Source organism: Pseudoalteromonas sp. AWM4_233 (assembly GCF_056158285.1).
Genome location: NZ_JBSWSZ010000001.1, coordinates 3,416,607 through 3,431,897 on the forward strand (window position 1 = coordinate 3,416,607; position 15,291 = coordinate 3,431,897).

12 protein-coding genes, 2 tRNA genes and 3 rRNA genes are annotated in these 15,291 nt (G+C 43.3%); all 17 read right to left on the reverse strand.

Going from position 1 to position 15,291, the window contains the following annotated elements; translation table 11 throughout:
- Window positions 1–14 precede the first annotated feature (14 nt).
- The 17 genes from ACXAC4_RS15535 to ACXAC4_RS15615 all read right to left on the reverse strand — a co-directional run bounded on the left by ACXAC4_RS15535 (window position 15) and on the right by ACXAC4_RS15615 (window position 15,139).
- Window positions 15–377, reverse strand: coding sequence for a response regulator (locus ACXAC4_RS15535; RefSeq protein WP_058031180.1), 363 nt, complete (start codon window positions 375–377; stop codon window positions 15–17).
- Window positions 378–391: 14 nt separating this feature from the next.
- The gene (locus ACXAC4_RS15540) at window positions 392–658 is read right to left on the reverse strand and encodes an STAS domain-containing protein (protein WP_349285132.1); all 267 of its coding nucleotides are present in this window, start codon (window positions 656–658) and stop codon (window positions 392–394) included.
- Between the two features lie 155 nt (window positions 659–813).
- Window positions 814–1,416: an SCO family protein gene (locus ACXAC4_RS15545; protein WP_475163168.1), complete on the reverse strand. Its 603-nt coding sequence runs from the start codon at window positions 1,414–1,416 to the stop codon at window positions 814–816.
- Entirely contained in the window at window positions 1,404–2,303 is a 900-nt protein-coding gene (gene cyoE, locus ACXAC4_RS15550; protein ID WP_475163171.1) for a heme o synthase, read from the reverse strand. The genes ACXAC4_RS15545 and cyoE overlap by 13 nt, the downstream gene beginning before the upstream one ends.
- The gene (locus ACXAC4_RS15555) at window positions 2,300–3,301 is read right to left on the reverse strand and encodes a COX15/CtaA family protein (protein WP_349285135.1); all 1,002 of its coding nucleotides are present in this window, start codon (window positions 3,299–3,301) and stop codon (window positions 2,300–2,302) included. Before ACXAC4_RS15555 ends, cyoE begins: the two co-directional genes overlap by 4 nt.
- An 8-nt stretch (window positions 3,302–3,309) precedes the next feature.
- Window positions 3,310–3,798, reverse strand: a complete 489-nt coding sequence (locus ACXAC4_RS15560) for a transmembrane cytochrome oxidase associated protein (protein ID WP_475163173.1) — start codon at window positions 3,796–3,798, stop codon at window positions 3,310–3,312.
- The gene (locus ACXAC4_RS15565; protein WP_475163175.1) at window positions 3,788–4,510 is read right to left on the reverse strand and encodes an SURF1 family protein; all 723 of its coding nucleotides are present in this window, start codon (window positions 4,508–4,510) and stop codon (window positions 3,788–3,790) included. The genes ACXAC4_RS15560 and ACXAC4_RS15565 overlap by 11 nt, the downstream gene beginning before the upstream one ends.
- Before the next feature lie 20 nt (window positions 4,511–4,530).
- The gene (locus ACXAC4_RS15570; RefSeq protein ID WP_349285138.1) at window positions 4,531–5,400 is read right to left on the reverse strand and encodes a cytochrome c oxidase subunit 3; all 870 of its coding nucleotides are present in this window, start codon (window positions 5,398–5,400) and stop codon (window positions 4,531–4,533) included.
- A gap of 8 nt (window positions 5,401–5,408) precedes the next feature.
- On the reverse strand, window positions 5,409–5,960 hold the full coding sequence (locus tag ACXAC4_RS15575; RefSeq protein ID WP_475163176.1) for a cytochrome c oxidase assembly protein: 552 nt from the start codon (window positions 5,958–5,960) through the stop codon (window positions 5,409–5,411).
- Between the two features lies 1 nt (window position 5,961).
- Window positions 5,962–7,542, reverse strand: a complete 1,581-nt coding sequence (gene ctaD, locus ACXAC4_RS15580; RefSeq protein ID WP_349285140.1) for a cytochrome c oxidase subunit I — start codon at window positions 7,540–7,542, stop codon at window positions 5,962–5,964.
- A gap of 2 nt (window positions 7,543–7,544) precedes the next feature.
- The gene (coxB, locus tag ACXAC4_RS15585; protein WP_475163179.1) at window positions 7,545–8,684 is read right to left on the reverse strand and encodes a cytochrome c oxidase subunit II; all 1,140 of its coding nucleotides are present in this window, start codon (window positions 8,682–8,684) and stop codon (window positions 7,545–7,547) included.
- Window positions 8,685–8,933: 249 nt separating this feature from the next.
- A complete protein-coding gene (lexA, locus tag ACXAC4_RS15590) occupies window positions 8,934–9,551 on the reverse strand; it encodes a transcriptional repressor LexA (protein ID WP_349285142.1) in 618 nt (205 codons plus the stop codon).
- 416 nt (window positions 9,552–9,967) lie between these two features.
- Window positions 9,968–10,081: ribosomal RNA gene (gene rrf / locus ACXAC4_RS15595) — 5S ribosomal RNA — on the reverse strand.
- A 118-nt stretch (window positions 10,082–10,199) separates the two neighbouring features.
- Window positions 10,200–13,081: ribosomal RNA gene (locus tag ACXAC4_RS15600) — 23S ribosomal RNA — on the reverse strand.
- A gap of 254 nt (window positions 13,082–13,335) precedes the next feature.
- Window positions 13,336–13,411: transfer RNA gene (locus ACXAC4_RS15605), tRNA-Ala, on the reverse strand.
- 43 nt (window positions 13,412–13,454) lie between these two features.
- Window positions 13,455–13,531: transfer RNA gene (locus ACXAC4_RS15610), tRNA-Ile, on the reverse strand.
- Window positions 13,532–13,606: 75 nt separating this feature from the next.
- A 16S ribosomal RNA gene (locus ACXAC4_RS15615) occupies window positions 13,607–15,139 on the reverse strand.
- Together the 16S, 23S and 5S rRNA genes with 2 tRNA genes alongside form the textbook arrangement of a ribosomal RNA operon.
- Window positions 15,140–15,291: the final 152 nt, after the last annotated feature.

Sequence of the window (15,291 nt, forward strand, 5' to 3'; positions counted from 1 at the left end):
AACAACACCCTAGCTTAGCGAATAACTTTTTTAAGAACAGCTAGCAACTGATCTGGGTTAAAAGGTTTAACAATCCACCCTGTCGCGCCTGCAGCTTTACCTTCAGTTTTTTTGTCTAAACCTGATTCAGTCGTAAGCATTAGTAGTGGAGTAAACTTATAGCTAGGTAATGTTCTTAGCTCTTTAATAAGTGTAATCCCATCCATCACAGGCATGTTGACATCGGAGATCACGGCATCAAAGCTTTGTTGCTTAGCAATACCTAAAGCCTCACTGCCATCCTTTGCTTCAACTACTTCAAAACCCGCTTTTTTTAAAGTAAAGCCAACCATTTGTCGCATAGATGCTGAATCATCCACTGCCAAAATCTTTTTCATAATGACCTCTTAATTCACGCCGATAGGGCGAGTAATTCTGTTAAACCAAGCTCATCAACCGCTTTATTAAGCGCCTGACTTTCACCATGCCAACGAATTCCATTGTTAATTTCAAGAAGATGCTTTTGCAAAGCACATAAAACTTGTATTGATGCTGTGTCTACACGTAGCACATCTGACACATCAATACTGACATCGTGCTCAGCATGAAGCACTTGCAATACCTGTTGATGAAACTCTTCAACATGACTTATTGTGAGTTCTGAAGGAAGTTTTAACATGCGCGATGCGCTCTCCTTGTGTAATTTTTATATTTTTAGCTTAGACCCAGTTAGCAGAAATGCCATAAAAGTTATTAACTAAAAGCTAAAAATAATTAGGGTGTTAGCTCGATTTATGAATCAATCATAAAGCTCACCCAGTTTATCCAAGCACTCTAATGCACGATAGCATTAAAATCTTTTATTACTTGCGCTGCATCAATTAATGGTACTTCATTCGCTGCAAATTTAGCCTTAAAAATACCACTTAGATTTCCCTGTGGGTTAATCAGTGCAACTGAAGCACTGTGGTCCACATAATATTCTGTTTCCTTACTGTTATTGATCGCATATATCAAACCGATATTTCTGACAAAAGGAAATAGGTTTGCATGCTCTGCCGATACCGCCTTAAAGTCTGAGTTGAAATAGTCTATATATGCCTTGCGCTGTTGCTGAGTATCTCTATTAGGATCGACCGAAACAAACCAAACTTTAACATTATGTTGTTGTGCTAATTCAGTATTTATCTCGGTAAGCTTTGCTAGTGTCATTGGACAAATATCAGGGCAACTTGTGTATCCCAAAAATATCATTGTCCACTGCCCAAGTAAGTCTCGCTTTGTGACTGTATTGCCATGCTGATCTTGCAAATTAAAATCTTGGATTTCTTTTGCTTGTTTATAGTGAATAGCATGTTCTGAAACAGGCACATTTTTATCACATCCAAACAATAATAAAGCTAGCAAAAACAATATGTAGCGCATCAAAGGATCCATCTATCAATAAATAGCGATATAAAGAGTAGCAGCAAATAAGTAATTGAAAAATGAAAAAGTGCCATCGCAGCTTCATCTGAACATTTTATGTACAGAACAATGCTTTTATATAAAAAAATACTGTTAAGTATAAGTACACAAAGCAAATATAGGTTGCCTGACATAGTAACTAGATAAGGCAGCAAGCACACTACAAATAAAAGTATTGAATAAATTACAATGAAGAATCTAGTAAGTTCACTACCATGTGTGACAGGTAACATAGGTATATCAGCGCGTTTGTAGTCATTTCTTCTTGCTATGGCCAAAGCCCAAAAATGTGGAGGTGTCCAAATAAAGATTATCATGACTAGCAGCCAAGCTTGCACATCGAGCTGACCTGTTTCACTGATCCACCCCAATAGCGGTGGCATTGCCCCCGCTAAGCCACCAATAACAATATTTTGTGGCGTCGCTCTTTTTAAAAACATAGTGTACACCACCGCGTAACCGACTAATGCGCCGAGCGTCATGAAGAGCGTTAAGGTATTGCTCCAATAAGATAATAACGCACTCCCTATCAAACCAATGAACGCAGCAAACCCAAGTGCTTGTTTCACGCTCAGTTGAGTTTGCACCAGCGGCCTATGTCTTGTTCTTGCCATTTTTTTATCTATCTCTCGATCTACGACATGATTTATCGCAGCGGCCGATGCTGACAATAGCCCTATACCTAATAAACTCATGCTTTGCTCAAGGAGCGTTCTGTTCATATCAGGCGCAAGCATTAACCCAACCCAAGCGGTAATGACTAGCATAGCGACTACTTTTACCTTACAAATACCCAAGTACGCAGATAAGTTTAATGACTGAAACAGTACTTCGGGCTTGAGAGTAAGACTTTTCATGCTGCCTCCTTGGTACTTTTATAAGTAAGTAAAAACCATAAAAATAAGCTAACAATCAGCAAACATGCCGCCATTAGATTATGAAAAAGTGTAATTAATATTGGAAATTGCAGGTGCACGATCAATGCTCCCAAAAACAGCTGAAGAACTAAGCCAGCAATAAGTAAACTTGCAGTATTCTTTAAAAGTTTTTCTTTACTGTTAGTCAACACATACCATGCCCATATACCAAGTGTAAGTACTGTGACAACCGCCCACACTCGATGAACCATATGTATGGATAGCCGAGTTTCAAATGGCAATACACCATATTCATAGTTCAACTCCCCAATGGGAAGATGAAATAAACTTTCTACAGAAAATAAATGGATATTCTCACAAATAGGCAATCCGACGCAGTGTGGTGCCGCATAATTAGCAGCGACCCAGCCGCCTAACGCGATTTGTAACACCAAGACAATCAAGCTAATTTCTGACAACCTAGCAGGGATTTTTGTAGGAGATATGAGAAAACGCTTTTCTGGTGTAAATAAATAAAAGCAATGCATTGAAAGTAGTCCCAAAATAGTAAATCCACCGAGTAAATGGCCCATCACTATAAAGGGCTGCAAATTCATTGTTACTGTCAGCATGCCTAACTTACCTTGCAGTAAAATCAGCACAAACAAAGCAATAGTTAACTTTTTAGGGACTTTCTCAACACGCTTTCTAAGCGAAAAATACAACAAGCCAATCACCAACAGACCTAACGAAGACGCAAAATAACGATGGATCATTTCAATCCAAGCTTTAAAAGGTTCAACTGTACTGCCAGGAAAAGCATTAGCTGCCGCTTGTAACTCATCTGCAGTGTTAGGCACGGTTAAAAAACCATAACACCCAGGCCAATCTGGGCACCCTAACCCCGCATTACTCAAGCGAGTATAAGCCCCTAAAGCAACGACACAAAAAGTAATAAATGTGCTAATTACAGTGAGGTAAATATATTTTTTATTCATTTTTCCTCCTAGCTACTGCGCGCATAATTGAGTAACTTTTTTAGATCCGATAACAATCCTTTATGTAACACTCTACTTTTTTGCTCACTTTCTTCGTATGGATAAGCAAGCACAACTAAACCATGGTGATCGACAAGATAAAGCCATCCAGCTTGCAACTCAGTTAGTGCCGGATACTGAGTCATGTCATTATTTTTCGCCTCACCAAAAATCACTAGGCTTACTTTGTCTTGTTTTTTGCCAAGGGCTTGATACACATTTTGTAAGCGTTGACTTTGTTGAATACAGACCAACCCACAATCAACCGGCGCTGATAGTGCGATACTCCAAAGCGTATTATCATTTACCTGCCAATTAGGTACTTGTATATCGTTACTGAGAAGGCGCCCTTTATTCGTTGTATTATCTGGCAGCCAGTTTGTCTGAATTGCCGCATACGCTAAAATAAATGGCGTAATACAGCAGATAACAAACATCCACATAGGTTTAAGCTTCATTCGGCACCTCTGTTCTTGTTGCTTTGAATGCGATGAAAGCCGCTGCGACTGCAATTAAAAACCACTGCAAAGCATAGGCATGATGTTTTTCAGGACTCATTACTACTGGTTGATAGTGAGGTTCAGCAATCACTGCTGAGTCAGGTAATTGATAAAAAATGGCAGGGTAGATATCTTTACCTGTTAAGTTTGATAAGTACAAATGATCTATAAACTGCAACCGCTGAGAGTGAGCTTCAAGCGCTGACTTTGCTAAAGTAAAGTGCTCTAAGTGGCGACTTTTTATCACTAAATTTAAGTTTTGAATTTCGTCAAAAGAGAGTGTGTCAGGTTGCCCTCGGCCTTGAAGCGGTATAAACCCTAAGTTAACTAATAGATACTTTTCTAAACCCGCAACTTTAAAAAGGGAAATGACATCAACACCGACACGTCCATCCACAATTCTATTATCTAAAAACCAGATGTATTGTTGCTCTAGCCTTCCCATTAAAGAAACGGTTTGGCCATGCAATCTTTCAATAGGGCGATTTTGCAATGCTTGGATAAACTCGAACGAAGTCAACTCAACTTGACTAAATTCATCAAGTTGAAGCTGCTTTTCTTTTGCTCTAGAAAACTGCCAGTAAGACAAACCTAGGCACGTTGTCACAACTGTGATGCATACTAGCCAAATGATTATAGCTTGCCATGGCAGCGCTCTGATTAAAGCCATATAAGTCCCTCATTTCGCACCTATAAAACGTAGACGAAAACAAATAAACATACCCATACAACATCGACAAAATGCCAATACCAAGCAGCGGCTTGAAAAGCGAAATGTTTATCTTCGGTAAAATGTCCTTTTGCCACTCTTATTAATACAATCGTTAATAAAATTGCGCCTATGGTGACGTGCATACCATGAAACCCAGTTAAAAGATAAAAGGTATTGCCATAGATACCTGACTGAAGCGTCAAGTTGAGCGCTTCATACGCATGGACATATTCTTGGGCTTGTAGTGCTAAAAAGATAAAACCAAGTATTACCGTGATAAGTAAGAAAAGAGTGAGCGGTTTGCGTTTATTTGACTCGATGGCTTTATGCGCGAAATGTAAGGTTACAGAAGATGTAAGCAGAATAATCGTATTAATAAGTGGCAGACCATACCATGGCATACTCTGTGTTACATCTCCAGCCGGTGTTGAAAGTAGCGGCCACATCGCTTCAAAGTTTGGCCATAGTACTTCATTCGTCATTTGGTTATTGCTTGCACCTCCTAGCCAAGGTACAGAAAACACTCTTGCGTAAAGCAGAGCACCAAAAAATGCAAAAAAGAACATCACCTCAGAAAAAATAAACCAACTCATACCTTGCTTGAATGAACGATCCATTTGCGCTGAATACAGGCCTTTATCAGACTCTTGGATAACATGCTTAAACCAGCCAAAAAGCATATAAAGTAATATCAAAACACCTAAACCTAATATGAGAACACCACTTAAATCTTCACTACCCAATTGCATGACAGTCAGACCTGCCCCAACAGCAATGAAGAACATAGCTACAGCACCTATAATTGGCCAAGGACTTTGGGCGGGTACATAATAACTTTGAGATTGCATAATTCCTCCTAACCTTTGTAAGGTTCGGTTTTCGCGTCATCACGCGCTAACGCGACGTCACTGATATCAAAAATGGCGTAAGATAAGGTTAGCTCTTGAACGTCTTGAGGTAACTCTGTATCAACATAAAATACGAGCTTGAACTCAACTTCTTGATTAGGTTCGAACGGCTGTCTATCAAAGCAAAAGCAAGCTACTTTATGTAAGTATTTGGCTGCTTTTCCTGGTGAAACAGACGGTACTGCCTGCATCACTCTCTGGTATTCACTAAGGTTTTTAGCGACAAAAATAAGCTCTGACATCTCACCTGGTTTTACAGCGACAGAAAACTGTTTTGCTTTTACACTAAACGGCACACCTTGCTTAGTTTGAGTAATAAAACTCACATCAATCATTCTCGATTCATCCACTAAATTACTAGCCTGTGCTGCTTCCATATCAGGCTTTCCGTTTAAGCCTGTTACTTCACAAAAAACGTCATAAAGCGGCACAAGTGCAAAAGCAAAAGCAAACATGCCTACTACAGCGATTATGAGTTTCTTAACGAGTGCCGCATGCATACTACTTCACCTTAGGAGGAGTACTGAATGTATGTAAAGGTGCTGGGGAAGGTACCTCCCACTCTAGCCCTTCTGCACCATCCCACACTTTAGCTGGCACCGATTCACCACCCCGTGCACATTTGAACACACACCACACAAAAATGAGCTGAGAAAGGCCAAAGGCAAAACCACCAATGCTAATGATGGCATTGAAATCAGCAAACTGAAGCGCGTAATCAGGTATGCGTCTTGGCATACCCGCAAGGCCTACAAAGTGCATTGGGAAAAATAAAATGTTGACGCTAATTAATGACATCCAAAAATGCCACTTCGCTGTGGTTATACAGTACATGTTGCCAGTCCATTTAGGTAACCAATAATAAACAGCCGCCATAATGGAAAATACAGCACCTGTTACAAGTACGTAATGGAAGTGCGCCACAACAAAATAAGTATCATGGTACTGGAAGTCTGCTGGAGTGATCGCAAGCATCAACCCCGAGAAGCCCCCCAACGTAAAGAGCACGATAAACGCAATGGAAAACATCATAGGGATCTCAAAACTAATCGAGCCACGCCACATAGTTGCAACCCAATTAAAGACTTTGACTCCCGTAGGTACAGATATCAGCATGGTCGCATACATAAAGAAGAGCTCTCCAGCTAACGGCATACCTGTGGTAAACATATGGTGTGCCCATACGATAAAAGATAAAAAAGCAATAGAAGAGGTTGCGTATACCATGGAAGAGTAGCCGAATAGCTTCTTCCGGGAAAAAGTAGGCACTATGGTCGATATAATGCCAAATGCAGGCAGTATCATGATGTAAACTTCAGGATGACCAAAGAACCAAAAAATATGCTGGAACATAACAGGATCTCCGCCACCTGCTGCATCAAAGAAGCTGGTACCAAAATATTTATCGGTAAGTACCATAGTTACAGCACCAGCTAATACAGGCATTACGGCAATCAATAAAAAAGCGGTTATTAACCAGGTCCATACAAAGAGAGGTAACTTCATCCATGTCATGCCAGGGGCGCGTAAATTGACAATGGTTACAATGACATTAATTGCTCCCATGATTGAACTGATGCCCATTATATGAACTGCAAACACAAACAATGCTGTATTGTCGTTACTATATGTTGTGGATAACGGTGCATAGAAAGTCCAGCCAAACGCTGGGCCCCCTCCTTCCATAAACAGTGAAGCAAGTAAGATTGCAAATGCAAAAGGTAAAATCCAAAAACTCCAGTTATTCATTCTAGGCAGCGCCATATCTGGTGCGCCTATCATCATGGGGATCATCCAATTAGCAAGGCCTGTAAAGGCAGGCATAACAGCGCCAAACACCATGATCAAACCATGCACTGTAGTCATTTGATTAAAGAAATGTGGGTCAACTAGCTGCAGTCCAGGCTGAAATAACTCAGCTCTGATCACCATGGCCATAGCGCCACCAATCAAAAACATCACTAACGAAAAGATTAAATAAAGAGAGCCAATTTCTTTATGATTAGTCGTAAACAACCAACGCTTTATACCTGTAAGATGCTCCTCATGAGCATGTTCTGAACTTTGAACCTGAGTACTCATGATTACTCTCCTGACGCTTTATCGATGAACGCTTGAACTTGGCTAGGCTGGATTACTTCACCCGTATCATTGCCCCAGCTATTACGTTTGTAAGTGATAACAGCCGCAATTTGTTTTACTGTAAGTTGCTTTGCAAATGCCTGCATTGCTGTACCTGGGCGACCGTTTAGCAGCACATCTATATGCTCATCTAGATCCCCTTTAACAACCGCATTATCTTTAAGACCAGGGAAGACGCCAGGCAGCCCCAATCCTGTAGGTTGATGACAAGCTGCACAATATCCCATGTAAACTGTCTGACCTTCTGTCATTAAGTCTTCTTTACTTAGAGTTTGTGATAGTACAGCTTCGGCCTCTTTCGCTGCTTCTGTTTTGGCTAACTGTTGCTCAGTTAACCATTGTTCGAATTTTTCAGGTGAGACAGCTTCAACAACTACAGGCATGAAGCCATGGTCTTTACCACATAGCTCAGCGCACTGACCTCGGTAAATACCTTCTTCATTTACTTTGGTCCAAGCTTCATTGATAAACCCTGGGTTGGCATCTTTCTTAACTGCAAAATCAGGTACCCACCATGAATGAATAACGTCATCTGACGTCATTAGAAATCTCACTTTTTTGTTTGTAGGTATTACCAGCGGTTTATCTACATCCAATAGATAGGTCTCTGTTTTTTCTTCCTCATTATTAACCTGAGATAAAGGCGTAGATAACACAGAAAAGAAATCAACGTCATGACCAAGGTATTCATAGTGCCATTTCCACTGTGACCCTGTGACCTTGATTGTTATGTCAGCCTTGCTGGTATCCTCCATAGCAATTAAAGTCTTAGTTGCGGGGATCGCCATGATGACAAGAATAAGAAAAGGAATAGCAGTCCAAACAATTTCAACTTTGGTACTTTCATGAAACTGTGCAGCCACAGCTCCTTTTGATTTTCTGTGCTTTAATAAAGCCCAAAACATCACTGAAAATACAATCAAGCCGATTACACAACAGATTAGAAAAATGGTCATATGTAGTTCATAAACACTATGACTTACATCAGTAACCCCTTTTCTCATGTTGTAGTCACTATTGGCTAATGAAAGTGGACTAAGCAACAAAAAAGTAAGCAAATAAGCAAATTTACTTATTCTCATACGACGCCCCCATTTATCGACTTCAGCATGAAGTTCGCAGTTAGAATTATTGGATGACCGTCATAGGATCCGACTAAAGTCGAAGGCAATACATGACCTATTAACAATTAGTCAATAAATAAGCAATTAGCAAGAAAGTAAAATAGAAGAATTTGATATATTAAAATGGAAAGTAAGAAGAGATATGGTTAGCTGACTAAAGAAACAGAAAAAGAGAGCAGCTAACCTATTGTTAGAATTATATAGAAGTTACATCCAATTAGAATTTCTTATAACACCTACAGCAAGACCTTCAATAGCAAAAGGTTCGTGTTCTAGATCAACCTCGATTGGAGAAAACTCTTCATTTTCAGCATGTAATAGCACTTTGCTACCTTTTTGTTCTAACCTTTTAACTGTTACATCGTTGTCTACTCGAGCAACAACAACTTGACCATTTTGAGCAACTTGCGCTTTATGTACAGCCAAAAGATCACCATCAAGAATACCGATGTCTTTCATGCTCATTCCATCTACACGTAATAAGTAATCAGCAGCAGGCTTAAATAAACTCGGATCAACCTCATAATGACTTTCGATATGTTCTTGAGCCAAAATAGGCTCTCCTGCAGCAACTTTACCAATCAAAGGAAGCCCTGTATCTTCAGACGAGCCATCGTCGACTAATCGAATACCACGACTAGCCCCAGGCACCATTTCTATCACCCCTTTCTTAGCTAAAGCTTTTAAATGCTCCTCAGCAGCATTAGCACTTTTAAAACCAAGCGCATCAGCAATTTCAACACGTGTAGGAGGCATACCTGTATCTTTGATGAAGACTTTGATGAGTTCAAATACTTGTTCTTGTCGTTTCGTTAGTGGTCGCATACAACTGGTTTTCCATACAGGTAAAGATACTGTGAGTATATACAGTTGTGTCAAAATGGCAAACTAAATTTGGATAGATTTAATGCAATAAAGTGCAAAATTAGCGACTGTGAACGCAGTGAGTGCGCTTCTTTTGCGCAAGTATAGTGCGAAAGGTTTATGACAAGCGCGCAGCGCTTACATTCTTTTCGCGCAAGGTGAACTGAATTAGTTTAACTGAAGTTTAGGGTTTAGTTATTTAGACGTTTGAAAAATGTGTCAGAATCAACAGAGTGGCTACTGTGAAGGCTGCTCATTTCACCTTACGCTAATTCGTCTTTTTATCACCGAGCATTGCCTCATCACCGTGCAGGACGATTTAGCACCATAAACGCAAAAAACCCGCTGCATTGCTGCAACGGGTTTCTTTAATTAGGCCCTGGCGATGTTCTACTTTCACATGGGAAGCCCACACTATCATCGACGCTGTTTCGTTTCACTTCTGAGTTCGGCATGGGGTCAGGTGGTTCCAAAACGCTATAGTCACCAGGAAATTCGGTGCGCTAATCGCTTTCGCAATTAACTTAAAATCTGGAAAAAATCTGATAATTTCTAAAACTTCTACTCTAGTTCATATTAGCTTCTGAGCTAAAACCACTTTGGCGTTGTATGGTTAAGCCTCACGGGTAATTAGTACTGGTTAGCTTAATGTATCACTACACTTCCACACCCAGCCTATCAACGTTGTAGTCTCCAACGGCCCTTCAGTTAACTTAAAGTTAAAGTGAGAACTCATCTCGAGGCTCGCTTCCCGCTTAGATGCTTTCAGCGGTTATCGATTCCGAACGTAGCTACCGGGCAATGCAATTGGCATCACAACCCGAACACCAGCGGTTCGTCCACTCCGGTCCTCTCGTACTAGGAGCAGCCCCTCTCAATTCTCAAACGCCCACGGCAGATAGGGACCGAACTGTCTCACGACGTTCTAAACCCAGCTCGCGTACCACTTTAAATGGCGAACAGCCATACCCTTGGGACCGACTTCAGCCCCAGGATGTGATGAGCCGACATCGAGGTGCCAAACACCGCCGTCGATATGAACTCTTGGGCGGTATCAGCCTGTTATCCCCGGAGTACCTTTTATCCGTTGAGCGATGGCCCTTCCATTCAGAACCACCGGATCACTATGACCTACTTTCGTACCTGCTCGACGTGTCTGTCTCGCAGTTAAGCTGGCTTCTACCATTACACTAACCGTACGATGTCCGACCGTACTTAGCCAACCTTCGTGCTCCTCCGTTACTCTTTGGGAGGAGACCGCCCCAGTCAAACTACCCACCAGGCACTGTCCACAACCCCGATTAGGGGCCTATGTTAGAACATCAAACATACAAGGGTGGTATTTCAAGGATGGCTCCATGACATCTGGCGACGCCACTTCAAAGCCTCCCACCTATCCTACACATGTAGGCTCAATGTTCAGTGCCAAGCTGTAGTAAAGGTTCACGGGGTCTTTCCGTCTAGCCGCGGGTACACAGCATCTTCACTGCGATTTCAATTTCACTGAGTCTCGGGTGGAGACAGCGTGGCCATGGTTACACCATTCGTGCAGGTCGGAACTTACCCGACAAGGAATTTCGCTACCTTAGGACCGTTATAGTTACGGCCGCCGTTTACCGGGGCTTCGATCAAGAGCTTCGCCTAAGCTAACCCCATCAATTAACCTTCCGGCACCGGGCAGGTGTCACACCGTATACGTCATCTTACGATTTTGCACAGTGCTGTGTTTTTAATAAACAGTCCCAGCCACCTGGTCACTGCGGCTCCCGTCCGCTTAGAGAGTAAATCTCATCACAGATAGGAGCGTACCTTCTCCCGAAGTTACGGTACAATTTTGCCTAGTTCCTTCACCCGAGTTCTCTCAAGCGCCTTAGTATTCTCTACCTGACCACCTGTGTCGGTTTGGGGTACGATTCGAAATAATCTGAAGCTTAGAGGCTTTTCCTGGAAGTAGGGCATCATCAACTTCACTACCGTAGTAGCTCGTCTCGACTCTCAGCCTTAGCGACCCGGATTTTCCTAAGTCACCAGCCTACAGCCTTTCACATGGACAACCAACGCCATGCTTGATTAGCCTGCTCCGTCCCCCCATCGCAATTATTCCAAGTACGGGAATATTAACCCGTTTCCCATCGACTACGCTCTTCAGCCTCGCCTTAGGGGTCGACTTACCCTACCCTGATTAACATGGGATAGGAACCCTTGGTCTTCCGGCGTGCGGGTTTTTCACCCGCATTATCGTTACTCATGTCAGCATTCGCACTTCTGATATGTCCAGCATGCCTCCCGGCACACCTTCAGCCACTTACAGAACGCTCCCCTACCCCGCATACTAATGTATGCAGCCGTAGCTTCGGTGGTATGTTTAGCCCCGTTACATCTTCCGCGCAGGCCGACTCGACTAGTGAGCTATTACGCTTTCTTTAAAGGATGGCTGCTTCTAAGCCAACCTCCTAGCTGTTTTAGCCTTCCCACATCGTTTCCCACTTAACATACACTTTGGGACCTTAGCTGACGGTCTGGGTTGTTTCCCTCTCCACGATGGACGTTAGCACCCACCGTGTGTCTCCCGGATATTACTTTACGGTATTCGGAGTTTGCAAAGGGTTGGTAAGTCGGGATGACCCCCTAGCCTTAACAGTGCTCTACCCCCGTAAGTATTCGTCCGAGGCTCTACCTAAATAGATTTCGGGGAGAACCAGCTATCTCCCGGTTTGATTAGCCTTTCACTCCAAGCCACAGGTCATCCCCTAACTTTTCAACGTTAGTGGGTTCGGTCCTCCAGTTGATGTTACTCAACCTTCAACCTGCCCATGGCTAGATCACCGGGTTTCGGGTCTATACCTTGCAACTCAACGCCCAGTTAAGACTCGCTTTCGCTACGGCTACCCTAAACGGTTAACCTCGCTACAAAATATAAGTCGCTGACCCATTATACAAAAGGTACGCAGTCACCCTCGAAGGGCTCCTACTGCTTGTACGTACACGGTTTCAGGTTCTATTTCACTCCCCTCACAGGGGTTCTTTTCGCCTTTCCCTCACGGTACTGGTTCACTATCGGTCAGTTGGGAGTATTTAGCCTTAGATGATGGTCCACCTATATTCAGTCAAAGTTTCACGTGCTCCGACCTACTCGATTTCACTTTAGATAAGTTTTTGTGTACGGGACTGTCACCCTGTATCGTCAAACTTTCCAGAATGTTCCACTAACTACACTAAAGCTTAAGGGCTAGTCCGATTTCGCTCGCCGCTACTTTCGGAATCTCGGTTGATTTCTTTTCCTACGGGTACTTAGATGTTTCAGTTCTCCGCGTTCGCCTCGTTAACCTATGTATTCAGTTAACGATACCTGTAAACAGGTGGGTTTCCCCATTCGGAAATCCTAGTCTCAAGCGCCTCTTACTGGCTTGACTAGGCTTATCGCAAGTTAGTACGTCCTTCATCGCCTCCAACTGCCAAGGCATCCACCGTGTACGCTTAGTCACTTAACCATACAACCCAAAATGGTTTGTATCGTCAAAGACAGTTTTAACTTCGCCAGAAGTTAATATTGAATACTAAAGTAGACGCTAATAAACAAATGAATGTTTATCGGCATTGTTTTACTTTTGAAAACTCTTTTTAGAATTTCTTCTAAAAGAATTAATTATCAGCTTTTCCAAATTTTTAAAGAGCAAGAGAATTACTTCTCAGAGTTAAAGACTCTGAAGTCAAAGTGTTTATCTATGAGGAGTAAGTAGTAAAGTGGTGGAGCTAAGCAGGATCGAACTGCTGACCTCCTGCGTGCAAGGCAGGCGCTCTCCCAGCTGAGCTATAGCCCCACATTACTAGGAATACATTGTTTATGACCGACTTTAAGCAAAGTGGTGGGTCTGAGTAGACTTGAACTACCGACCTCACGCTTATCAGGCGTGCGCTCTAACCAGCTGAGCTACAGACCCAAACAATGTTTTGTTCTCTAATTCTATTCAACAATCATCTGTGTGGACACTACGAACAAATCTGTTCTAAATCGTTAAGGAGGTGATCCAGCCCCAGGTTCCCCTAGGGCTACCTTGTTACGACTTCACCCCAGTCATGAATCACTCCGTGGTAAGCGCCCTCCCTAAGGTTAAGCTACCTACTTCTGGAGCAACCCACTCCCATGGTGTGACGGGCGGTGTGTACAAGGCCCGGGAACGTATTCACCGCGGCATTCTGATCCGCGATTACTAGCGATTCCGACTTCATGGAGTCGAGTTGCAGACTCCAATCCGGACTACGACGCACTTTAAGTGATTCGCTAACTCTCGCGAGCTTGCAGCACTCTGTATGCGCCATTGTAGCACGTGTGTAGCCCTACACGTAAGGGCCATGATGACTTGACGTCGTCCCCACCTTCCTCCGGTTTATCACCGGCAGTCTCCTTAGAGTTCCCGACCGAATCGCTGGCAACTAAGGATAGGGGTTGCGCTCGTTGCGGGACTTAACCCAACATCTCACAACACGAGCTGACGACAGCCATGCAGCACCTGTATCAGAGTTCCCGAAGGCACCAAACCATCTCTGGTAAGTTCTCTGTATGTCAAGTGTAGGTAAGGTTCTTCGCGTTGCATCGAATTAAACCACATGCTCCACCGCTTGTGCGGGCCCCCGTCAATTCATTTGAGTTTTAACCTTGCGGCCGTACTCCCCAGGCGGTCTACTTAATGCGTTAGCTTTGGAAAAGTTGTCCGAAGACCCCAGCTCCTAGTAGACATCGTTTACGGCGTGGACTACCGGGGTATCTAATCCCGTTTGCTCCCCACGCTTTCGTACATGAGCGTCAGTATTGACCCAGGTGGCTGCCTTCGCCATCGGTATTCCTTCAGATCTCTACGCATTTCACCGCTACACCTGAAATTCTACCACCCTCTATCATACTCTAGTTTGCCAGTTCGAAATGCAGTTCCCAGGTTGAGCCCGGGGCTTTCACATCTCGCTTAACAAACCGCCTGCGTACGCTTTACGCCCAGTAATTCCGATTAACGCTCGCACCCTCCGTATTACCGCGGCTGCTGGCACGGAGTTAGCCGGTGCTTCTTCTGTAAGTAACGTCACAGCTAGCAGGTATTAACTACTAACCTTTCCTCCTTACTGAAAGTGCTTTACAACCCTAAGGCCTTCTTCACACACGCGGCATGGCTGCATCAGGCTTGCGCCCATTGTGCAATATTCCCCACTGCTGCCTCCCGTAGGAGTCTGGACCGTGTCTCAGTTCCAGTGTGGCTGATCATCCTCTCAAACCAGCTAGGGATCGTCGCCTTGGTGAGCCATTACCTCACCAACTAGCTAATCCCACTTGGGCTAATCTAAGGGCGAGAGCCGAAGCCCCCTTTGGTCCGTAGACGTTATGCGGTATTAGCAGTCGTTTCCAACTGTTGTCCCCCACCCTAAGGCATATTCCCAAGCATTACTCACCCGTCCGCCGCTCGTCATCTTCTAGCAAGCTAGAAATGTTACCGCTCGACTTGCATGTGTTAGGCCTGCCGCCAGCGTTCAATCTGAGCCATGATCAAACTCTTCAATTAAAAGTTTTTTGAATCCGAAGATTCGTGCTCAATGAATTCTGTATAAATTGACTATATAGTCACTCATAAGAAATTGAGACTCTAAATTTTTTTGCTCCTGAATCAAGAGCTGTTAGAACTCAATCTGTACGAGTGCCCACACAGATGATTGC

Coding starts and splice junctions, on each gene's coding strand:
- ACXAC4_RS15535 (WP_058031180.1), bottom strand. CDS start 377: ATGAAAAAGATTTTGGCAGTGGATGATTCAGCATCTATGCGACAAATG.
- ACXAC4_RS15540 (WP_349285132.1), bottom strand. CDS start 658: ATGTTAAAACTTCCTTCAGAACTCACAATAAGTCATGTTGAAGAGTTT.
- ACXAC4_RS15545 (WP_475163168.1), bottom strand. CDS start 1,416: ATGGATCCTTTGATGCGCTACATATTGTTTTTGCTAGCTTTATTATTG.
- cyoE (WP_475163171.1), bottom strand. CDS start 2,303: ATGAAAAGTCTTACTCTCAAGCCCGAAGTACTGTTTCAGTCATTAAAC.
- ACXAC4_RS15555 (WP_349285135.1), bottom strand. CDS start 3,301: ATGAATAAAAAATATATTTACCTCACTGTAATTAGCACATTTATTACT.
- ACXAC4_RS15560 (WP_475163173.1), bottom strand. CDS start 3,798: ATGAAGCTTAAACCTATGTGGATGTTTGTTATCTGCTGTATTACGCCA.
- ACXAC4_RS15565 (WP_475163175.1), bottom strand. CDS start 4,510: ATGGCTTTAATCAGAGCGCTGCCATGGCAAGCTATAATCATTTGGCTA.
- ACXAC4_RS15570 (WP_349285138.1), bottom strand. CDS start 5,400: ATGCAATCTCAAAGTTATTATGTACCCGCCCAAAGTCCTTGGCCAATT.
- ACXAC4_RS15575 (WP_475163176.1), bottom strand. CDS start 5,960: ATGCATGCGGCACTCGTTAAGAAACTCATAATCGCTGTAGTAGGCATG.
- ctaD (WP_349285140.1), bottom strand. CDS start 7,542: ATGAGTACTCAGGTTCAAAGTTCAGAACATGCTCATGAGGAGCATCTT.
- coxB (WP_475163179.1), bottom strand. CDS start 8,684: ATGAGAATAAGTAAATTTGCTTATTTGCTTACTTTTTTGTTGCTTAGT.
- lexA (WP_349285142.1), bottom strand. CDS start 9,551: ATGCGACCACTAACGAAACGACAAGAACAAGTATTTGAACTCATCAAA.